At 72.2% G+C, this 20740-nt stretch carries 21 protein-coding genes and 1 riboswitch; of the genes, 9 read left to right on the forward strand and 12 right to left on the reverse strand.

What is annotated here, in order from left to right:
• Positions 1–45 precede the first annotated feature (45 nt).
• Both AC0KTA_RS28130 and AC0KTA_RS28135 read right to left on the reverse strand, forming a co-directional pair.
• A complete protein-coding gene (locus AC0KTA_RS28130; protein ID WP_481051008.1) occupies positions 46–711 on the reverse strand; it encodes a hypothetical protein in 666 nt (221 codons plus the stop codon).
• A complete protein-coding gene (locus AC0KTA_RS28135; RefSeq protein WP_481051009.1) occupies positions 704–1483 on the reverse strand; it encodes an alpha/beta hydrolase in 780 nt (259 codons plus the stop codon). Before AC0KTA_RS28135 ends, AC0KTA_RS28130 begins: the two co-directional genes overlap by 8 nt.
• A gap of 216 nt (positions 1484–1699) precedes the next feature.
• On the opposite strand from AC0KTA_RS28135, the gene AC0KTA_RS28140 reads away from it, so the two are divergent.
• The 5 genes from AC0KTA_RS28140 to AC0KTA_RS28160 all read left to right on the forward strand — a co-directional run bounded on the left by AC0KTA_RS28140 (position 1700) and on the right by AC0KTA_RS28160 (position 6998).
• Positions 1700–2569, forward strand: coding sequence for a lysophospholipid acyltransferase family protein (locus tag AC0KTA_RS28140; RefSeq protein WP_481051010.1), 870 nt, complete (start codon positions 1700–1702; stop codon positions 2567–2569).
• Between the two features lie 49 nt (positions 2570–2618).
• On the forward strand, positions 2619–3869 hold the full coding sequence (gene macS, locus AC0KTA_RS28145) for a MacS family sensor histidine kinase (protein ID WP_481051011.1): 1251 nt from the start codon (positions 2619–2621) through the stop codon (positions 3867–3869).
• Positions 3866–4594 (forward strand): response regulator, encoded by a 729-nt coding sequence (locus tag AC0KTA_RS28150; RefSeq protein WP_481051012.1) that lies wholly within the window; start codon positions 3866–3868, stop codon positions 4592–4594. Before macS ends, AC0KTA_RS28150 begins: the two co-directional genes overlap by 4 nt.
• A 175-nt stretch (positions 4595–4769) precedes the next feature.
• Positions 4770–5798, forward strand: coding sequence for a 6-phosphofructokinase (locus AC0KTA_RS28155; protein WP_481051013.1), 1029 nt, complete (start codon positions 4770–4772; stop codon positions 5796–5798).
• Between the two features lie 195 nt (positions 5799–5993).
• Entirely contained in the window at positions 5994–6998 is a 1005-nt protein-coding gene (locus tag AC0KTA_RS28160; RefSeq protein ID WP_481051014.1) for a 2-hydroxyacid dehydrogenase, read from the forward strand.
• Here AC0KTA_RS28160 and AC0KTA_RS28165 read toward each other — a convergent pair.
• From AC0KTA_RS28165 to AC0KTA_RS28175, 3 genes are all read right to left on the reverse strand, one after another.
• On the reverse strand, positions 6944–8830 hold the full coding sequence (locus AC0KTA_RS28165; RefSeq protein WP_481051015.1) for an anthranilate synthase family protein: 1887 nt from the start codon (positions 8828–8830) through the stop codon (positions 6944–6946). The two genes, AC0KTA_RS28160 and AC0KTA_RS28165, sit on opposite strands and share 55 nt — an antisense overlap.
• Positions 8831–8954: 124 nt before the next feature.
• Positions 8955–9011: a trp operon leader peptide gene (locus tag AC0KTA_RS28170; protein ID WP_106968013.1), complete on the reverse strand. Its 57-nt coding sequence runs from the start codon at positions 9009–9011 to the stop codon at positions 8955–8957.
• Between the two features lie 51 nt (positions 9012–9062).
• Complete coding sequence (locus AC0KTA_RS28175) at positions 9063–9671, reverse strand: TetR/AcrR family transcriptional regulator (RefSeq protein ID WP_481051016.1); 609 nt, start codon at positions 9669–9671, stop codon at positions 9063–9065.
• A gap of 51 nt (positions 9672–9722) precedes the next feature.
• On the opposite strand from AC0KTA_RS28175, the gene AC0KTA_RS28180 reads away from it, so the two are divergent.
• From AC0KTA_RS28180 to AC0KTA_RS28190, 3 genes are all read left to right on the forward strand, one after another.
• Positions 9723–10634 carry an SRPBCC family protein gene (locus AC0KTA_RS28180; RefSeq protein ID WP_481051017.1) on the forward strand — a complete coding sequence of 304 codons (912 nt, stop codon included), beginning with the start codon at positions 9723–9725 and terminating at the stop codon, positions 10632–10634.
• 42 nt (positions 10635–10676) lie between these two features.
• Entirely contained in the window at positions 10677–12029 is a 1353-nt protein-coding gene (locus AC0KTA_RS28185; protein ID WP_481051018.1) for a class II 3-deoxy-7-phosphoheptulonate synthase, read from the forward strand.
• Positions 12030–12195: 166 nt separating this feature from the next.
• Positions 12196–12420 (forward strand): (2Fe-2S)-binding protein, encoded by a 225-nt coding sequence (locus AC0KTA_RS28190; RefSeq protein ID WP_481051019.1) that lies wholly within the window; start codon positions 12196–12198, stop codon positions 12418–12420.
• Between the two features lie 81 nt (positions 12421–12501).
• Here AC0KTA_RS28190 and bfr read toward each other — a convergent pair whose 3' ends face one another.
• A complete protein-coding gene (bfr, locus tag AC0KTA_RS28195) occupies positions 12502–12981 on the reverse strand; it encodes a bacterioferritin (protein ID WP_481051020.1) in 480 nt (159 codons plus the stop codon).
• A gap of 154 nt (positions 12982–13135) precedes the next feature.
• On the opposite strand from bfr, the gene AC0KTA_RS28200 reads away from it, so the two are divergent.
• Positions 13136–13768: a sulfite oxidase-like oxidoreductase gene (locus tag AC0KTA_RS28200; RefSeq protein ID WP_481051021.1), complete on the forward strand. Its 633-nt coding sequence runs from the start codon at positions 13136–13138 to the stop codon at positions 13766–13768.
• A 25-nt stretch (positions 13769–13793) separates the two neighbouring features.
• Here AC0KTA_RS28200 and AC0KTA_RS28205 read toward each other — a convergent pair whose 3' ends face one another.
• The 6 genes from AC0KTA_RS28205 to thiO form a co-directional block, all read right to left on the reverse strand.
• Entirely contained in the window at positions 13794–14327 is a 534-nt protein-coding gene (locus tag AC0KTA_RS28205) for a DUF4396 domain-containing protein (RefSeq protein WP_481051022.1), read from the reverse strand.
• Between the two features lie 109 nt (positions 14328–14436).
• Positions 14437–15300 (reverse strand): deoxyribonuclease IV, encoded by an 864-nt coding sequence (locus AC0KTA_RS28210; protein ID WP_481051023.1) that lies wholly within the window; start codon positions 15298–15300, stop codon positions 14437–14439.
• A 186-nt stretch (positions 15301–15486) separates the two neighbouring features.
• Positions 15487–17490 carry a Stk1 family PASTA domain-containing Ser/Thr kinase gene (pknB, locus tag AC0KTA_RS28215; RefSeq protein WP_481051024.1) on the reverse strand — a complete coding sequence of 668 codons (2004 nt, stop codon included), beginning with the start codon at positions 17488–17490 and terminating at the stop codon, positions 15487–15489.
• Positions 17491–18313: 823 nt separating this feature from the next.
• Positions 18314–19108, reverse strand: a complete 795-nt coding sequence (locus AC0KTA_RS28220) for a thiazole synthase (RefSeq protein ID WP_481051025.1) — start codon at positions 19106–19108, stop codon at positions 18314–18316.
• A gap of 5 nt (positions 19109–19113) precedes the next feature.
• Positions 19114–19335, reverse strand: coding sequence for a sulfur carrier protein ThiS (thiS, locus tag AC0KTA_RS28225; protein WP_481051026.1), 222 nt, complete (start codon positions 19333–19335; stop codon positions 19114–19116).
• On the reverse strand, positions 19332–20612 hold the full coding sequence (gene thiO / locus AC0KTA_RS28230; RefSeq protein WP_481051027.1) for a glycine oxidase ThiO: 1281 nt from the start codon (positions 20610–20612) through the stop codon (positions 19332–19334). The genes thiS and thiO overlap by 4 nt, the downstream gene beginning before the upstream one ends.
• Positions 20610–20723, reverse strand: a riboswitch (TPP riboswitch). It overlaps the preceding gene by 3 nt.
• Positions 20724–20740 lie beyond the last annotated feature (17 nt).

A 20740-nucleotide genomic window follows, 5' to 3' on the forward strand; every position in this document is an offset into this window, starting at 1 on the left:
AGGACGAGCCGCGCAGCGGCGATCGGCGGCAACCCCGGCCGGGGTTCAGACGACGGCCCCGCGCCCAGGATCGTCATCCTCCTCGTCGTCCGCCTTCATGCGGACGACCAACGTGGCGAAGCCGCCGAGGAAGCCGCCGATGCCGAGCGTCGTCAGCCACCACGTCATCTGCCAGCCGAGCAGCACCGCGAGCAACAGCAGCACCGGACCGCCGATGACGGCGAGCCAGGCGAACTTGGCCGTGACGTCGCCCTCCGGCAGCGGCGGCGGCTCGGGCGGCACGAAGTGGCCCTCGTCGCCCTCGTCGAAGTCGTCCTCGGAGGCCTCGGGCGCGCTGTAGTCGCGCGGGCCCCCGCTGGCCACGCCCGGCGCGAAGGACACGGAGCTGCCGAGCGGCTTCCCCGGGGAGTCCGGGGAGTCGCCGTCGGCCCCCTTGCCGTCCCGGTCGGCCTTGCCGCCCTTGTCCGTCAGGGTGTCGCCCGCGTCGCCGTCGGCCGGGCCGTTGGTCTCCGTCTCGAGCAGCGCGAGGTCCTCGACGGACTTGAACGGCTTGGCGCCCGGCGGGTCCGCGGGCTCCTCGCCGTACCCCGCGACGATCGCGCGCCACGCGGCGTCCTCGTCGATCGGAACGGGCTGCTCCGCCGGCTCCGGGCCGCCGTCCTCGCGGGACCCCTCGTGGTCGGGGCCCGACTTGTCCTGCTGCTCAGCCACCGGTGGCCGTCCCTTCCTTGCCTGCGCTGGGGGCGAGCCGGCCGATGAACGCGAGGCTCTCCTCGAAGATCCGGTCCGCGTCGTGGTCCAACGTCGCGACGTGGTAGCTCTGTTCCAGCAGGATCTCCGTGACGTCCGTGGACGACACCCGGCTGAGCACGCGGGCGGAGTCGGCGGGCGGCACCACATGGTCCTGCGGGCTGTGCAGGACCAGGAGCGGCTGCGTGACCTGCGGCAGCTCGCCGTCCACGAGCCGGAAGAACTGGCGCAGCGAATGCGCGGCGTGCAGCGGCACCCTGTCGTACCCGATCTCCACTGGGCCCGGCTTGGCGATGTCGCTCACGATGCCCTTGGTGGAGGGCACCAGGAAGCGGGCCACCGGCAGGACGGCCGCCGCCCGGTCGTGCATCTTGTTCGCCGGGTTGACCACGACCACGCCGCGCACCGCGTCGCCGTGCCGGGCCGCGAGGCGCAGCGCGAGGGCGCCGCCCATGGAAAGGCCGAAGACGAACACCTCCGTGCAGCGCTCGGTCAGCGCGCACAGCTCGCGGTCCACCTCCGCGTACCAGTCCTGCCAGCCTGTGACCTGCATGTCCTGCCAGCGTGTGCCGTGGCCGGGCAGCAGCGGCAGCGAGACCGTCAGGCCGCGCCCGGCCAGGTGCTCCGCCCAGGGGCGCAGCGACTGCGGGGATCCGGTGAAGCCGTGACACAGCAGGACGCCGACCTCGCCGCCCTCGTGGCGGTACGGCTCGGCTCCAGGGAGGACCGGCACCTTCGGTCTCCTTCGTGGGATCAGTACTTCGGGTACGGGAGGTACTTCACGGTACGCGACCGGACTGACACCGACCAGGGCCGTCGCCCACACCGGACACCGCGGGCACCGCCACCGGCGGGGGCCGCCGGACCGGCTCCCGGAGGAGCGCGGGCGCCGCTCGGGTTATGGTCTGATCCACAGACACAGGAGGCACTCGGTTTGATCTACGGCGCAATGAAGCTTTCCATCGGAGGGCCCCTGAAGCTCGCCTTCAGGCCCTGGGTGGAAGGCCTCGAGAACATTCCCGCCGAGGGCCCCGCCATCCTGGCCAGCAACCACCTGTCCTTCTCGGACTCCTTCTTCCTGCCCGCGGTCCTCGACCGCAAGGTCACCTTCATCGCCAAGGCCGAGTACTTCACGACGCCCGGCATCAAGGGCCGCATGACGGCCGCCTTCTTCAAGGGCGTCGGCCAGCTGCCGGTGGACCGTTCGGGGGCGCGCGGCGCGGGCGAGGCCGCCATCAAGAGCGGCATCGACGTCCTGGAGCGCGGCGAGCTCTTCGGCATCTATCCCGAGGGCACGCGCTCGCCCGACGGGCGGCTCTACCGGGGCAAGCCCGGCGGCCTCGCGCGCGTGGCGCTCGCCACCGGCGCGCCCGTCATCCCCGTCGCGATGATCGACACCGAGAAGATCCAGCCGCCCGGCAAGGTGATGCCGAAGCTGATGCGGCCCGGCATCCGCATCGGCAAGCCCATGGACTTCAGCCGCTACCAGGGCATGGAGCAGGACCGTTTCGTGCTGCGGGCCGTGACCGACGAGGTCATGTACGAAATCATGAAGCTCTCCGGCCAGGAGTACGTCGACATCTACGCGACCGCCGCGAAGCGTCAGCTCACGGAGGCGGCCAAGGCGGAGAAGGAAGCCGCGAAGGAAGCGGCGAAGAAGGAAGAGGCGGCCAAGAAGGAGGCCGCGGCCAAGCAGGCCGCGGCGGCCGCCAGGCAGCGGATCGAGGGCGGCGCCGTCCCGCACGGCACGCTGGACGACGACGAGCGCGACGACGCGCCGGGCACCGGCCGGGCCGACAGGGAACGGTCCGGCTCGTAGCCGCGTCGGTGTGAGAGGGGCGCACGAGCGCGCCCTGTGGGGTGGGTTGATGGCCAGGCGCGAGAGAGTCATGAGAATGTCGGTCGAGCAGCCTCTATGGCGTGCCCTGACCGCGTACCGCGTGCTGACCATGCTGTACGCCATCGGCCTCTTCGTTGCCACGTACGAGACCTTCGCCCGTCCCTGGCTGGCCATCGCCTACTACGCGGTGCTCGCCGTCTGGACCCTCGCCACCATCCCCAAGGTCGCGGGCGCCGCGAGCTGCACCAAGCGGTTCCTCGCCGTCGACCTCGGGGTGGCGCTCACCGGCATCCTGCTGACGCCGGTCGCCGTCGAGCACTGGCGGGTCGTCGACGGCGGGCCGACGCTGCCGTCCATATGGACGGCCGGTTCCGTGCTCGCCTTCGCGATCAAGGGCGGCTGGCGCTGGGCGGCCTTCGCCTCGCTGCTCGTGGGCGTCGCGAACGTGGTGCAGCGCGGCGCGTTCAGCCGCGACACCGTCCACAACGTCCTCCTCGTCTGCATCGCCTCCATCGCCATCGGATACGTCGTGGAGGTCGCCCGCGCCTCGGAGCGCACCCTCGCCCGCGCCCTGGAGATCGAGGCCGCGACGCGCGAGCGGGAGCGGCTCGCCCGCGACATCCACGACAGCGTCCTCCAGGTCCTCGCGATGGTGCAGCGCCGCGGCACCGCCATCGGCGGCGAGGCGGCCGAGCTCGGCCGGATGGCCGGCGAGCAGGAGGTCGCCCTGCGCACCCTGGTCGCCGGCGGCCTGGTCCGCACCTCGTACGCCTCGGAGGACGTCTCCGAGGGCGCCGTCGTCCGCGCCGTCGAGGAAGCCGACGAACCCGGCGACGGCCTCACCGGCGCCGCGACGTGCGACCTGCGCGCCCTGCTCGCGCCGTACGCCGGGTCGCTGGTCACCCTGTCGGAGCCCGGCGCCGTGGTGCCGCTCGCGCCGCGCGCGGCCAGGGAGCTCACGGCCGCCGTCGGCGCCGCCCTGGACAATGTCCGCAGGCACGCCGGGGCGGACGCCCGCGCCTGGATCCTGGTCGAGGACGAGCCGGACGCCGTCGTCGTGACGGTGCGCGACGACGGCCCCGGCATCCCGGAGGGGCGGCTCGCGCAGGCCGAGGGGGAGGGGCGGCTCGGCGTCGCGCTGTCCATCCGGGGACGGCTGCGGGACATCGGGGGCACGGCCGAGCTGATCTCGGTGCCCGGCCAGGGCACGGAAGTGGAACTGAGAGTGCCGCGCGCCGCGCGGGAGGACGTACGGGGGAAGGCGGAGACAACGCGATGAGCAGCGAACACGAGCAGCACACGGACGGGGTGGACCCGGCGGGCGCCGCCGCGCCCGTCAAGGTGATGGTCGTCGACGACCACCCGATGTGGCGCGACGCCGTCGCCCGGGACCTGGCCGAGTCCGGGTTCGACGTGGTGGCGACCGCGGGCGACGGCGAACAGGCGGTGCGCCGCGCGCAGGCCGCCGCGCCGGACGTCCTCGTCCTGGACCTGAACCTGCCGCTGAAGCCCGGCGTGCAGGTGTGCAAGGAACTCGTCGGCGCCAACCCGGCGCTGCGCGTCCTCGTCCTGTCGGCCAGCGGCGAGCACGCGGACGTCCTGGAGGCCGTCAAGTCCGGCGCCACGGGGTATCTCCTGAAGTCGGCGTCCACCGCCGAGCTGATCGACGCCGTGGGCCGCACGGCCGTCGGCGACGCGGTCTTCACGCCCGGCCTCGCGGGCCTGGTCCTCGGCGAGTACCGGCGCCTGGCCTCCGAGCCCGCGCCCGCCACGCCCGACGAGCCGGGCGCCCCGCGCCTGACCGACCGCGAGACCGAGGTGCTCCGCCTGGTCGCCAAGGGCCTCAGCTACAAGCAGATCGCCGAGCGCCTGGTCATCTCGCACCGCACGGTGCAGAACCACGTCCAGAACACCCTCGGCAAGCTCCAGTTGCACAACCGCGTGGAGCTCGTGCGGTACGCCATCGAGCGCGGCCTCGACACCGACGAGTCCGCCGGAGCGTGACGCTCCGGGCCCGCGTGCGCCGGGGGCGTGCCCTCCTTCGGGTGAACCCGACCCGCCCTCTCCACCACAACTCCCGGATCTCGTCCCGGAATTCACCGTTCGTCCCATGCCGGAGTGACGCGGATCACCATTAGCGTGGCCCGCGTCAGCGCAACTGTGGCGAAGGGACATTTCCATGCGGGTCGGAGTTCTGACCGGAGGCGGCGACTGCCCCGGGCTCAATGCCGTCATCCGGGGCGTCGTCCGCAAGGGCGTTCAGGAGTACGCGTACGACTTCTTGGGTTTCCGCGACGGCTGGCGCGGACCGCTCGAAGGCGACATCGTCCAGCTCGACATCCCGGCCGTCCGCGGCATCCTGCCCCGCGGCGGCACCATCCTCGGTTCCTCGCGCACCAACCCCCTCAAGGTCGAGAACGGCATCCGGCGCATCAAGGAGAACCTCGCCAAGCACGAGGTCGAGGCGCTCATCGCCATCGGCGGCGAGGACACCCTCGGCGTCGCCGCGCGCCTGACCGACGAGTACGGCGTGCCCGTCGTCGGCGTACCGAAGACCATCGACAACGACCTGTCCGCCACGGACTACACCTTCGGCTTCGACACCGCCGTGGGCATCGCCACGGAGGCCATCGACCGTCTCCACACCACCGCCGAGTCGCACATGCGCGTCCTCGTCGTGGAGGTCATGGGCCGCCACGCGGGGTGGATCGCGCTGCACTCCGGGCTCGCGGGCGGCGCCAACGTCATCCTCATCCCGGAGCAGCGCTTCGACGTCGACCAGGTGTGCGCCTGGGTGACCTCGCGCTTCAAGGCCTCGTACGCGCCGATCGTCGTCGTCGCCGAGGGGGCGATGCCCAAGGACGGCGAGATGGTCCTGAAGGACGGCACGCTCGACTCCTTCGGGCACGTCCGGCTCTCCGGTGTCGGCGAATGGCTGTCCAAGGAGATCGAGCGGCGCACCGGCAAGGAGTCCCGTACGACGGTCCTCGGTCACGTCCAGCGCGGGGGCACCCCCAGCGCCTTCGACCGCTGGCTCGCCACCCGCTTCGGCCTGCACGCGATCGACGCCGTCCGGGACGGGGACTTCGGCAAGATGGTCGCCCTGCGCGGCACGGACATCGTCCGCGTCCCCATCGCCGAGGCAACGGCCCGCCTCAAGACGGTGGACCCCACCCTCTACGAGGAGGTGGGCGTCTTCTTCGGCTGACGCCGATTTCTTCCCACCCACCCACCCGTTTCCAGGCAGTGCGCCGTTCCCCGCTGTGGGCAGCTGGGCCGCCAGGGGCGGCACGGGTGGGCACAGCCCACGGCGCCGGGCAAGCGGTCTCGTGGGGCGCCGGAACCTCCGGAAACGTATATTCGCCCTGTACAGGACCTGCGTACCCCAAACGGGAGTGACCCCGTGGAGATCCTCGCCTTCGGCGTCCAGGCGGACGAGCGCCCCCTCATCGAGAAGGCCTTCGCCCCGCACCACGACATCCGCTGCCTGGACGTCTTCCTGAACGAGGACACCGCCCCCATCGCCGCCGGCTACGAGATCATTTCGACCAGCGTCAACGCCAGCCTGAACAACCGCGTCCTGCAGACGCTCGCCGCCGGCGGCACCCAGATGATCGCCCAGCGCTCCACCGGCTTCAACAACATCGACCTCCAGGTGGCCGAGCGCCTGGGCCTGACGGTCGCCCGGGTCTCGTACTACTCGCCGTACTCCGTCGCGGAGTTCGCCTGGACCCTGGCGACCGCGGTCAACCGCCGCATCGTCCGCGCGAGCAACCGCACCCGCGACTTCGACTTCCGCCTCGACGGCCTGATGGGCCGCGACCTGCACGGCCGCACCGCCGGCGTCCTCGGCACCGGCAAGATCGGCGAGGCCTTCACCCGGATCGCGCACGGCTTCGGCATGAATCTGCTCGGCTGGGACGTCGCTCAGAACCCGGCCTGCGCCGAGCTCGGCATGAAGTACGTCGAGAAGGAGCGGCTGTTCGCCGAGTCCGACCTGATCAGCCTGCACGTACCGCTGCTGCCCGCGACGCGGCACATCATCGGCGCGAGCGCCCTGCGCGCCATGAAGGACGACGCGATCCTCGTGAACTCCAGCCGCGGCGGCCTGATCGACACCGACGCCCTCGTGCGCGAGCTGCGCGCGGGCCGGTTCACCGGCGTCGGCCTCGACGTGTACGAGGCCGAGGCCGGGCTCTTCTTCCTCGACAAGTCCCTGGAGGCCGTCGAGGACGACACCCTGGCCCGCCTCGTCACCTTCCCGAACGTCGTGGTCACCTCGCACCAGGCGTACTACACCGTCGACGCCGTGAGCCAGATCGTCGAGACCACCGTCCAGAACGTCCTAGACTATCAGGCGGGCCGCCGCTCCGAGAACGTGCTCGTCCCCGCGGTGGCCACGAGCTGACCGAGCAGTTCCCGCACGATCCCGGTCCCGCGCAGCGAGAGCACCGACTCCGGGTGGAACTGCACGCCCGCGAACCCCTGCCCGCGCACGGCGTGCACCTCACCGCTCACCCGGTCCCTGCCGACCTCGATGCCGTGCGCGGCCAGCTCCGCCGCGGCCTCGTCGTCGCAGCGCGCCACGAAACTGTTGTAGAACCCGACGGTCTCCGTGCGCCCGAACAGGTCGACGGCCGTCTGCGCGCCCTGGTACGGGACCTCCTTGCGTACGATCTCCAGGCCCAGCTCGGCCGCGATCAGCTCGTGGCCCAGGCACACCCCGAGCACCGCATGCCGGTGACCGCGGATCAGCTCCGCCGCGAGCGCCCGCAGGAACCGCATCTTCGGGTCGCCGGTGTCGGAGGGGTCGCCGGGGCCGGGGCCGAGCACGACCGGGCCCTCGTGCCTCAACACGGCGTCCGCCAGGCCCCCTTCGTCGTACCGCCGCACGGTCACCGTCAGGCCCGACGAGCGCAGCACATGCGCGAGCATCGCCGTGAACGTGTCCTCCCCGTCGACCACGAGCGCGTGCCCGGACAGCTCGTCCGCCTGCTCCTGCATCCGCAGCCAGAACGGCGCGAGCCCCGCCCGCCGCCCGTCCAGGGCCGCCCGCACCCGCGGATCGTCGGCGAGCGCGGGCCGCGCGCCCTCGTGCCGCGGGCGCCCGGGCCGCACCCCGAGCGCGGCAAGCACGCCCGCCGCCTTCGCGTGCGTCTCCGCCACCTCGCCGGCCGGGTCCGAGCCGCGCACCAGCGTCGCCCCGACCGGCACCCGCAGCCCGCCGCGCGCGTCGATGTCGGCGGTGCGGATGAGGATCGGCGAGTCGAGGGTCTGCGCGCCGTTGGCGTCCCGCCCGACCAGGGCGAGCGCGCCCGCGTAGTAGCCCCGCCCGCCCGACTCGTGCCGCCGGATGACCCGGCACGCGTTCTGCACCGGCGAGCCGGTGACCGTCGCCGCGAACATCGTCTCCTTCAGCACGTCCCGCACGTCCAGTGTCGAGCGGCCCCGCAACTCGTACTCGGTGTGCGCCAGATGGGCCATCTCCTTCAGCCGGGGCCCGACGACCACCCCGCCCCGGTCGCCGACGGTGCACATCATCTTCAGCTCCTCGTCGACGACCATCGACAGCTCCTCCGTCTCCTTGCCGTCGGCCAGGAAGGACAGCAGGCCGTCGGCCGTCGGGCCCTCGGGCGGATAGCGGTACGTCCCGCTGATCGGGTTCATCACGACCGTCCCGCCGGACATCCGCACATGCACCTCGGGGCTCGCGCCGACCAGCGTGCGGTCCCCGGTGTGCACGACGAACGTCCAGTACGCCCCGCGCTCACCGACGAGCAGCCGCCGGAACAGCGCGAGCGCGTCCGCCCGCCCGAACCCGGGGATCCGGCCCTCGTACGTCCGCCGGATCACGAAGTTCGCGCCCTCGCCGCTGCCGATCTCCTCGCGCAGCACCCGGCCGACGGTGTGCGCGTACGCCTCGTCGCTCACGTCGAAGGCGCCTGCTTCGACGCGCACGTCGTGGCGGGGCAGCGCCGACAGGGCTTCGGCGAGCGGCAGTTCGTACGACTCCTCGGGGGTGAGGACGGCGAGCGGCGTGCCGTCGTCCGTCGCCTCGAAGCCGCGCTCCCTGATCTGCCGGAAGGGCACGAGCGCGAGCCCTTCGGGGATGTCGGCGAGGCGGTCGTACGCCGCCACAGGGCCGAGCAGGACCTCCACCGTGTCGTGGTCGCGACCGGGAGTGCGGCGGCGCAGCAGGGCGAAGGGGCGGTCGTCGGTCAGCAGATTTCGCAGGTCCATGGGTGTCGTTCCTTCTCGTGAGCGGTGCGAGAGGAACGGCCCGGCCCGGTGCGCTTCCGGAGTGCCCCGGAAAACACTGAAGGCCGCCCCTCGGGCGGCCTTCTCGATGCGTTGGTACGCGCAGTCAGTGGGCCGCCGGGAGAGCGGGCCACCACCAGGTGCGGGTCGAATGCGCGAACATGCCCCGCACCCTAGCGCATCGTCGTGGGCCTCAGCGCCGCGGCCGTGGGCCTCAGCGCCTCATCAGGACGTCGAGCGCCTCGTCCAGATAGGCGCCGAACTCGTCCTCGCCCGGCAGCACCGACGGCGCCGCGTGCCCGAGCTGGGCGTGGCCCAGATACACCGTGTACGCGAGCAGCCCGCGGCGGCGCGCCTCGGCCGCGGGGAAGCCGAGGTCGGCGAAGAGGCCGGCGACGTACGCCACCCGGCGCTCGGTGACCCGGCGCAGCGCCGCCGCGACCTTGGGGTGCGAGGCGGTCGCGAGCAGCGAGACCTCCAGCGGGTCGGCGGACGCCGAGCTGACGGCCTCGGCGAACAGCAGCCGGACGCGCGCGCGGATGTCCGGCTCCGCCTCGACCTCGCTGATGATCCCCTCGGTGTTGATCTCCGCCCAGCGGTCGAGGGCCGCCTCGATCAGGGCGTCACGGTTCGCGAAGTGCCAGTAGAAGCTGCCCTTGGTGGTGCCGAGCCGGACCGCGAGCGGCTCCACGGCGACGGCCGCGAGCCCGCCCTCACCGATGGCCACCAGCGCGGCGTCGGCCCAGTCCTGCGCGGAGAGCCGGGACTTCGCCGGGCCCTTCCGCGCGTCCGCGGCCGCCGTCTTCTTCTGCCGTTGCGCCATGACCGTACGGTACCGTACGGTTGACCATACGCCAGCGTATGGAGGTGCGTCGTGAGTGTCGTACGCAATGAACACGAGCGAGTGATCGAGGCCCCGGCGGCGGCCGTCGGGGCGCTGTTCGACCGGCTCTCCGCCGCGGACGACCCGATCTTCCCGACCCCGGCCTGGCCCGCGATGACCTTCGACCGGCCGCTCGCGGTCGGCGCCACCGGCGGCCACGGCCCGGTGCGGTATCGCGTCACGGAGTACGAACCGGGCCGCCGCGTGCGCTTCGACTTCACCGAGCCGGCGGGCGGCTTCCACGAGATCTCCGTCGAGCCGCTGGGGGAGCGGCGCTGCCGTGTGCGGCACGTCCTGGAGACCGAGCCGCGCGGCATGGAGCGGATCCTGTGGCCGACGGTCGTCCGTCCTGTCCACGGGACGATGGTCGAGGAGGTCCTCGACAACGTCGAGCGGATGGCGACGGGCGGCTGCGCGCACCCCGTGCGCTGGTCGCGGCGGGTGCGGCTGCTGAACGCCCTCGACTGGGACCGGCCCGAGACGGTCCCCGTGCCCGAAGGGGCCCGGCTGCTCCGCGGCGCCCTCGACCGGCCCGCGTACGAGGACGCGTACCGCATGCGGATGCTCCCCGGGCTGCCCCGCGACCCGCGCGCCTGGTCCCGCATGCTCCGCGAGGACTTCCCCGTCCTCGGCTGCGCGGACGGGGAGCTGCTGCTCCAGATCGACATCGCAGGACTGACGGCACGCGCCTCCATCCTGGTCGACGACGAGCACGTCACGCTCAGCACGTTCGCCCGCCCCGACACCCGCCGCGGCCGCCTCTACTGGTCCGTGGTCCGGCTCGCCCACCCCTTCATGGCCCGCCTGATGCTGCGCCGCACCCACCGTGACCTGGCCCTGAGGGCGCCGAACGCGGCCGAGCGGGAGGCCGCGCGCCTGCTGTCGGACCGTCTCACTTTGTGAGCGGATGACTGGACGGCGGTGCGGACCCCGTAGGGTTGACGCGTGACCGTGAACGCTAAGACCAGCGCGAGCGCTGGCAACACCTGGCGAGACCTGCCCGCGGCGCAGCAGCCCGAGTACCCCGATGCCGAGGCTCTGCGCGATGTGATCGCGGACCTCGAGTCGTATCCGCCGCTCGTCTTCGCGGGCGAGTGCGACCAGCTGCGCGCCCGACTGGCCTCTGTCGCCAAGGGAGAGGCGTTCCTGCTCCAGGGCGGCGACTGCGCCGAGGCCTTCGACGGAGTGTCCGCCGATCACATCCGGAACAAGCTGAAGACCCTGCTCCAGATGGGCGCCGTCCTCACGTACGCCGCCTCCGTGCCGGTCGTGAAGGTCGGCCGCATCGCGGGGCAGTACTCGAAGCCGCGCTCCAAGCCGACCGAGACCCGCGACGGCGTGACCCTGCCGACGTACCGCGGCGACTCCGTCAACGGCTTCGACTTCACCGAGAAGGCCCGCGTCCCGGACCCCGAGCGCCTGAAGCGGATGTACAACGCCTCCGCGTCGACGCTCAACCTGGTGCGCGCCTTCACCACCGGTGGCTACGCGGACCTGCGCCAGGTGCACGCCTGGAACCAGGACTTCGTGAAGTCGTCCCCGTCGGGCCAGCGCTACGAGCAGCTGGCGCGCGAGATCGACCAGGCGCTGAACTTCATGCACGCCTGCGGGGCCGACCCGGAGGAGTTCAAGACCGTCGAGTTCTACGCCTCGCACGAGGCGCTGCTGCTCGACTACGAGTCGGCGCTGACCCGCGTGGACTCGCGCACCGGCAGCCTCTACGACGTCTCCGGCCACATGGTCTGGATCGGTGAGCGCACCCGCCAACTGGACGGCGCGCACATCGAGTTCGCCTCGCAGATCCGGAACCCGGTCGGCATCAAGCTCGGCCCGACGACGACGGCCGAGGACGCGCTGCAGTACATCGACCGCCTCGACCCGGACCGCGAGCCCGGCCGCCTGACGTTCATCGTCCGGATGGGCGCGGACAAGATCCGCGACCGGCTCCCCGAGCTGGTCGAGAAGGTCACCGCCTCCGGCGCGACCGTCGCCTGGATCACCGACCCGATGCACGGCAACACCTACGAGGCGGCATCGGGCCACAAGACCCGCCGCTTCGACGACGTGCTCGACGAGGTCAAGGGCTTCTTCGAGGTCCACAAGGCGCTCGGCACGCACCCGGGCGGCATCCACGTCGAGCTCACCGGCGACGACGTCACGGAGTGCGTGGGCGGCGGCGACGAGATCTTCGTCGACGACCTGCACCAGCGCTACGAGACGGCGTGCGACCCGCGGCTCAACCGCAGCCAGTCGCTCGACCTGGCGTTCCTGGTGGCGGAGATGTACCGGGACCAGTAGCCACGGCACGTACCTACGTACAGGTGGGGCGCGGATCCATGTGATCCGTGCCCCACCGGCGTACCCGGGACTTTTGTGGGTCCGGGGTCGCGGGTAAGGTTAGGTTAGCCTCACCGATCAATCGGGACGGCGCTACCGATGGATCCTGTACCGGGAGGTGAACCGCGTGTACGTCTGCAACTGCTTCGGGGTGACCGAGGCGCAGGTGAAGCAGCACGCGGAGGACGGCGCCTGTACGCCCCGGCAGATAGCGTCGGCCTGCAAGGCGGGTACCGACTGCGGGTCGTGCGTGCGGCGCATTCAGGCGCTCCTGGGCCGGAGTGCTTGTCCTCGGCGGGAGCTCGCGGACCAGGGCGAGCCGGTGCTCTCCGATGTGGCTGAAGCCGCCTGAGAGCTCGGGGCTCTCCGCACGGTCGCGGCTGCGGACTCGCTGTCGCCGAGCGCGCAGTTTCCCGCGCCCCTACGGGGTGCGTCAGCTGTCCGGCTGCTCGATGACCTGCGCGATGTACAGCGGCTCGCCGAGCTTCTCGACCAGCTCCAGCTGGGTGTCGAGATAGTCGATGTGGTGCTCCTCGTCCTCGAGGATCGACTCGAAGATGTTCGCGGACGTGATGTCGCCCTTGGCGCGCATCACCTCGATGCCGCGCTTGAGGCGGTCGATCGCCTCGACCTCGATCTGCCGGTCCGCGTGGAACATCTCCGTGACGGTCTGGCCCACGCGCACATGGAACAGCCGCTGGTAGTTGGGCAGACCGTCGAGGAACAGGATCCGGTCGGTCAGCACCTCCGCGTGCTTCATCTCGTCGAACGACTCGGACCGGGTGTACTTGGCGAGCTTCGTCCAGCCGAAGTTCTCCTGCATCTTTGCGTGCAGGAAGTACTGGTTGATCGCCGTCAGCTCGGCGGTCAGCTGCTCATTGAGAAATTCGATGACCTCGGGGTCGCCCTGCATCGCAGAGGCTCCTTCCAAGCGGGTGACTGGGCAGGTAGCGCGCATCTTTGCATCGGCATCCGGGGGCGTCCAGTAAGTGCACGCTTAGTAGGAGTTGCCCGAATCCGTGCATACCTGGTCACGTCCACCTCGTGCGGTCTGTCAGGATGGAGGCATGGGTCAGCCGGTGGGTCGCACATCTCGAGAAGTAGCGGAATCGGAGCTTCCGCCGGGGCAGCGACTGCAGCGCGGCTGGCCGGTCACGCACTACGGCCCGGTGCCCAAGTTCCGCCCCGAGCGCTGGGAGTTCAGGGTCTTCGGTGCCACCGCCGACGGCGAGAAGCACTGCTGGACCCATGAGGAGTTCTCGGCCCTGCCGTACTCCTCGGTGGTGGCCGATCTGCACTGCGTCACGAAGTTCAGCATGCTCGGCGCCGAGTGGGGCGGGGTGCTCGCCCGCGATCTGCTCGCGCTCGCGCCGCCCGCGCCCCAGGCCACCCACGTCATGGTGTGGGCGGAGTACGGCTTCAGCTCGAATCTGCGCATGGACGACTTCGCCGCCGAGCGCACGATTTTCGCCACGCACAAGGGCGGCGAACTGCTCACCGCGGAGCACGGTTTCCCGCTCCGGCTCGTGGTCCCGCATCTGTACGCCTGGAAGGGCCCGAAGTGGGTCCGCGGCGTCGAGTACATGACGGCGGACCGCCGCGGCTTCTGGGAGGAGCGCGGCTACCACAACATCGGCGACCCCTGGCGGGAGCAGCGCTACTCGTACCAGGAAGAGCCCGGGGACGGCCCCGAGCTCTGAGTCCTGGCGCCACCGTCTGTGCTGGTCAGTGGTGGTACTGGTGCACCACCGCGTGGCCCTTGCCGCGGCCGATCATCCACTTGTTGACCGGGGTGGTGATCACGAAGGCGGCGGCGAGCGCGATGGCGAGGACGATCCAGAACATCGCGTCCGCGAGGTGCGCGTCCATGGCGCCCGGCCACAGCGCGATCACGCCGTTGTCGATCAGCTCCATCACGGCGATGGACAGGGTGTCGGCCGCGAGCGCGACCTTGATGGCTGTCCGGAAATCGACGCCCGACTTCAGGATGCCGCGCAGCGTCAGCGCGTAGCCGAAGAAGAACGCGAGGACGATCGCGAGCGCCATCGTCGGCACGTTGCCCCAGCCGAGCGCGGTGCCGATCACCATGCCGAGCACCTCGCCGATGGCGCACCCGGTGAGGCAGTGCAGCGTCGCCTGCGCGGCCATGGCCCAGCTCACCTTGCCCATGCCGTGCTGGGCGTCGTGCTGGTGCTGGTGCCCGGCGTGGTGCTGGTGTCCCGCGTGCTGCTCGTGTTCCGCGTGCGCGTCGTGCTGCATGAGAAATCCCCCAACGTCAGATAGCGGTTCCTGCCACTCAGCAGAACCGTATACCCCCGGGGGGTATTCCTCAAGCGGGAAGGATCACCTCAAGGACCAGAGGAAAGGATCAAGCGTCCCTGAGCTCCTTCAGGCGCGCCACGTCGGTCGCGTGCCCCACCTTGCCGCCGGGCGTCTCGATGATCAGCGGTACGCCGTCGGTCGCCGGGTGGGTGAGCAGCTCACGGAAGGGGTCGGCGCCGATGTGCCCGGCGCCGATGTTCTCGTGACGGTCCTTGTGGGCGGCGACCACGTCCTTGGAGTCGTTGGCGTGCACCAGCTTGAGGCGGCCCGCGCCGACCGTGTCGACCAGCAGGTCGAGGGTCTGCTTCATGCCGCTGGGGCCGGTCAGGTCATGCCCGGCCGCGAAGATGTGACAGGTGTCCAGGCAGACACCGAGCTTCGGGTGGGCGTCCAGGGCCTCGAAGTACGGCCCGAAGTCCCAGGTCCGCGAGCACAGCGACGCGCCCTGCCCGGCCGTGGACTCGAGCAGCAGGAACGGGTCGTCGTCGTGCGTCAGCTCGTCCAGGAGCGGCAGCACCCGCTCGCGTACCTGGCGCAGCGCCACCTCGCGCTCCCGGCCGCCCGTCGCCGAACCGGTGTGCACGACGACCCCGAGCGCGCCGATCTCGCGGCCCCGGCGCAGCGAGTGCCGCAGCGACTCCACGGACTTCTCCGCCGTCGCCTCGGTGTGCGAGCCGAAGTTGATCAGGTAGGGCGCGTGCACGTACACGGGGATGCCCTCGGCCGCGCAGGCGGCGCGGAACGCCTCGTCCTGCTTCGGGTTCCCGGGCGGGGTGGCCCAGCCGCGCGGGTTGGCGACGAAGACCTGCACGGTTTCGGCACCGATGTCGCGTGCGTACGCCAGACCGACGGAGGCGAGCCCGCCGGCGACGGGGACGTGGCTGCCGATGGGGGACTTCTTGCTGCTCATTCGGACCAGGGTGGCACGGTCCGGGGCGGGGCCCGAACTGGGGGCTCTGCCCTCCCGCCCGCCCACCCTTCTAGCCCGCCCGGCGTTTGAGGACGAGCCGCGGAGCGGCGATACGGGGGTCCGGGGGCGGAGCCCCCGGTTTCGGGAAGGGGCGGGATTGGGGAAGCCCCCGGCAGGGCCCCGTTCTCAGCGGATCTCGATGGTGATAGTCGACCCCTTGGGGGCCTCGTCCCCGGGATCCACCGACTGGTCCTTGACGGTGTCGCCGAAGAGCCCGAGCAGCCCCCGGTCCTCCTTGACGTCGAAGCCGGCGGCACGCAACTCGTCCTTGGCCTCGTCGACCTTCATGCCCTCCACGTCCGGGACCTCGACCATCGGCGGCCCCTTGGAGATCGTCAGCGTGACCGTCGTGCCCTCGGGAACGTCCTTGCCGTCCTCGTCGGGGGACTGCTTGGCGACGTCGCCCTTGTCCTCGTCGGAGAAGACCCGGGACGGCGCGATCTTCACCTTCAGACCGGCCTCCTCCAGCTCGGCGCGGGCGTCGTCCTCCGACTCGCCGGTCACGTCGGGCAGTTCCACCGCGCGGCCCTTGCTGACGACGAGCGCGACGGCCGAGCCGGCCCTGCGGACGTGGCCGGGCTTCGGGTCGGTGCTGATCACGGCGTTCTTCGCGACGTCGTTGCTGAAGGCCCTGGTGACCATGCCGGCGCCGAGCCCCAGGTCGTCGAGCTTGTCCTTCGCGTCGGGCAGCGGCGTGCCCTTCAGGTTCGGCACCTTCACGGTCTCCGGGCCGAGGGAGACGGTCAGCGTCACCTTGCCGTTGTGCCGGATGCGTTCGCCGACGCCGGGGTCCGTCGCGATGACGGTGCCGCGCTTGTCGGTGTCGCTGTAGGCGCGCTTGACCTTGCGTACGTCGAGTCCGGCGCCGTCGAGTCGCTCGCGGGCCTGGGCCTCCGTCTTCGCGAGGAGCGGCGGGACCTTCGTGAACTGGCCGGAGTTGATGTACCAGACGCCCGCGCCCAGGCAGAGGGCCAGCAGGACGGCGGCTATCGTCGCGGATATCCCGCGGCGGGTGTTGAGGCGTTGGCGGAGGCGGGCCGCGGCCGACTTCGGGGCCGCAGGGGGCGCGGCCACGGGGGGCGGGGTGCGCAGCACGCTGGTGTGGCTGAGCCCGTCCTGCCGGTTCCCCCGCGTTTCCTCCGTGTGCGGGGGTTCCTGCGTGGTGGGCAGGGGGAGTTGTACGGATCGCGTCGCGCGCGGGATGACGCTGGTGCGGTCGTCGGAGGTGTCGTGACCGTCCCGCTCCGTGCCGCGCGCCTGCGGGGGGACCACGTCGAGCTGCGCGTCGGTGAGCGCGAACCGGGCCGCGCGGAGCTGCGCCAGCAGGGCCACCGCGTCGTACGGACGCAGGTCCGGGTTGCGGGCGGTGGCCGACGCGACCAGCTCGTCGAGCTCGTAGGCGAGGCCGGGCACGGCGGCGGAGGGCGGTGGCACGTCCTCGTTGAGGTGCTGGAAGAGCACCTGGGCGGGCGAATCGCCGCCGTGCGGCTTGGCGCCGGTCAGCATCTCGTACAGCACGACCCCGGAGGCGTACACGTCCACGCGGGTGTCCGCGGTGCCGTGCTCGATCTGCTCGGGCGCGAGGTAGGAGACCGTGCCGAGCACCGTGCCGGTGGTGTTCGTGACGGAGTCCACGGCCCGTACGAGGCCGAAGTCGGCGACCTTCACGCGGCCGTCGTCCCCTATGAGGACGTTCTCCGGCTTCATGTCGCGGTGCACGAACCCGGCGCGGTGCGCGGCGCCGAGGGCGGCGAGGACCGGCTCCAGGATGTCCAGGGCGGCGCGGGGGCGCAGGGCGCCGCGCTCGCGCAGGACGTCGCGGAGCGTGCAGCCCGCGATGTACTCCATGGCCAGATACACGTACGGGCCGTCGGTGCCCTGGTCGTAGACCCCGACCACGTTCGGGTGCGCCAGGCGGGCCACCGACTTGGCCTCGCGGATGAAGCGCTCGACGAAGGAGGTGTCGGCCGCGAGCGTGGGGTGCATCACCTTCAGCGCGAGCACGCGGTCGAGGCGGGTGTCCACGGCCCGGTAGACCGTGGCCATCCCGCCGACCGCGATCCGCCCGTCCACGCGATAACGGCCGTCGAGCACCTGCCCGACGAGGGGGTCCTTGAGGGTCGTGTCCACGGGGGGAGTCTACGAGCCCCCACCGGCGCACCGTCCCCCGCGGGCGCCCGGCCTGCGAGACTGCAGCGCACCTGTGACCGACCGTTGCCGCACCGGCGGCCACCGTCCCGCCGCTGCGCGGCGGCTCACCCACCCGCCCGCCCGCCCGTGACCCTGGTCGCCGGGGTGCCGCGGATCCCGCCGACCCTCGACTGTCGGGTGGGCGTCGTCGTGGGGCGGCAGCTGTCCCGCCGCTGCGCGGCGGGTTTCCCACCCGCCCGCCCGTGACTCTGGTCGCCGGGGTGCCCGCGGCCCCCGCCAGCCCTCGACTGTCGGGTGGGCGTCGTCGTGGGGCGGCAGCTGTCCCGCCGCTGCGCGGCGGTTCTCCCACCCGCCCGCCCGTGGCTGTGGTCGCCGGGGTGCCCCAGACCCTCGCCGACCCTCGACCGTCGGGTGGGCGTTGTCGTTGGGCGGCAGCCGTTCCGCCGCTGCGCGGCGGGTTCCCACCCGCCCGCCCGTGGCTGTGGTCGCCGGGGTGCCCCGGCTGCGCTGTGGGCTTCCCGCCCCCCGCTCGCGACCCTCGCCCCGGCGGCTCCCCGCCCCTGAGTAACCCGCGACCATCGCTGCCGAACCGCCCGCCCGTCCGGGTCCCTTGCCCCGGCTCACCCCGTGGCGGTCACCTCGGGGCCCACAGATACGGGTGGGCGGGTGGGAGGAGCCGCCGCGCAGCGGCGGAACCGTTGCCGCCCCTGCCCTCGGCGGTCACCCCGGGGCCCACAGTCACGGGCGGGTGGGTGGGAAACCCGCCGCGCAGCGGCGGGGACGGTTGCCGCGCTCGCGGTCGTCAGAACGCCGGTCGTTCCGGGTCGAGGGCCGCCCGCCCCTCCGTGGGGGACGACGCCTCGGCGAAGTGGCGGCGCGGGATGCGGCCGCCCAGGTACGCGAGGCGCCCCGCCAGGACTCCGTGGCGCATCGCCTCGGCCATGAGCACCGGTTCCTGCGCCCGCGTCACGGCCGACGCGAGCATCACCCCGGCGCAGCCCAGCTCCATGGCGAGCGCGGCGTCCGACGCGGTGCCGGCGCCGGCGTCCAGGATCACCGGCACGCGCGCGTGCTCCACGATGAGCTGGAAGTTGTGCGGGTTGCGGATGCCTAGCCCGGAGCCGATGGGGGAGCCGAGCGGCATGACGGCCGCGCAGCCGACGTCCTCCAGCTTCCGGGCGAGCACGGGATCGTCGTTGGTGTACGGCAGGACGGTGAAGCCGTCGTCGACGAGGATTTCGGCGGCGTCCAGGAGCTCCACCGGATCGGGCAGCAGCGTGCGCTCGTCCGCGATGACCTCCAGCTTCACCAGGTCCGTGCCCAGGGCCTCACGGGCGAGCCGGGCGGTCAGCACGGCCTCGCCCGCGGTGAAGCACCCGGCCGTGTTCGGCAGCACCCGGATGCCGAGCCGCTCCAGGACGGACAGCACGGACCCCCGTACGCCGGGGTCGAGCCGCCGCATCGCGACGGTGGTCAGCTCCGTACCGGAGGCGACGAGGGACCGTTCAAGCACGTCCAGGCTGGGCGCACCGCCCGTACCCATGATCAGTCGCGACGACAGCGTGAGGCCGCCGATGACGAAGGGATCGTCCGCCATGTGCGTCAGCCTCCCTGGACGGCGGTGAGGACCTCGACGCGGTCGCCGTCGCTGAGCGCGGTGGCGGCCCACTCCGCGCGCGGGACGACGGTTTCGTTGAGCGCGGCGGCGACTCCGGCGGGCGCGGCGGTCAGTTGGGCGACGACGGCGTCGAGCGTGGTCCCGGCGGCCACGTCTCGTACCTCCCCGTTGACGGAGACGGCGAGTACGGCGAAGGGCGTGGTCATGCGGACAGCTCCGTGAGGTGCTTGGGGGAGTTCGGGCGGGGCGAGGGGGCAGCGGCGAAGCGGCGCGGCGTGAACGCGGCGGCCTCGTCCGGCAGTTCGCCGGTGGTCAGGGCGTGCGCCATGACGTCCCCGGTGACGGGCGTCAGGAGGACGCCGTTGCGGTAGTGCCCGGTGGCGAGGTGCAGCCCGGCCAGCGCGGTCGGCCCGAGCAGCGGCGCGTTGTCGGGGGAGCCGGGCCGCAGCCCGGCGCGCGTCTCCGTGAGGGGCAGCTCCGTGATGCCCGGTACGAGCTCGTGGGCGTCGCGCAGCAACTCGTACACGCCGCCCGCGGTGACCGTCGTGTCCCAGCCCAGCTCCTCACTGGTCGCGCCCACGACGAGCTCGCCGCTGACCCGCGGCACCAGGTAGACGTGGCTGCCGCGCACGACGGCCCGCACGGTGCGGCTCAGGAACGGCGCGTACCGCCCCGGCACCGTCAGCCGCAGCACCTGCCCCTTCACGGGCCTGACCGGCGGCGTCACGCCCTCGGGTACCCCTTCGAGCCGCCCGCTGAGGCTGCCCCCGGCAAGCACGGTCTGCCCGGCCGAAAGCGCGGTGCCGTCCGCGAGGACGACACCGGCGGCCCGGTCGCGTACGACCGACAGCGCCCGCGCCCATGCGCGCGTGAACCGCACCCCGGCCCGCTCGCACGCCACGACGAGGGCGGCCGCGAGCCTGCGCGGGTCGACCTGATGGTCGCCGTCGACGCGCAGCCCGCCCCGTACCCCTGGAGCGAGCATCGGCTCCAGACGCCGGCACTCGCGGCCGTTCAGCCACTCCGATGTGAGCCCCGACCGCACCTGGAGGGCGTGCAGATCGCGCAGGTGCGCACGGTCGTCGGCGTCGAGCGCGACGGCGAGCGTGCCGCACGCGCGGTAGCCGATGTCCTCGCCGGACGCCTCCGTCAGCTCGGCCGCGAAGTCCGGATAGCGGCGCGCCGACGCCAGGTTCAGGCCGAGCAGGGTCTGCTCGCCGTAGTGCAGCTCGGTGACGGCGGCCAGCATGCCCGCCGCGACCTGCGCCGCGCCGCCGCCCGGCTCGGGGTCGACGACGGTGACGGCGAGGCCCCGCTGCGCCGCCCGCCAGGCGGTGACCAGCCCTATGACGCCGCCGCCGACGACGAGAACGTCACAAGGCGGGCCTTCTGGGGACGATGGTGTCGGTTTCGTATCGCCATTCGTACGGGCCGTACGGGTCGCACGGGTCGCACGGGAATCGCCATTCGTACGGGAACGCATGGGCGTCCAGCCCCTCCCTTCGCCGGCATGACCCGGATCAGGTTCGTACGGTCGGAGGCCGTCCCAGCCTCCCTCTCAGCCCGGTGCGTCCGGGCTCCCGCGAGTGCTCTGCACCGTCAGCCTAGCCC

The sequence above is a fragment of the Streptomyces sp. Y309 genome (assembly GCF_056712025.1).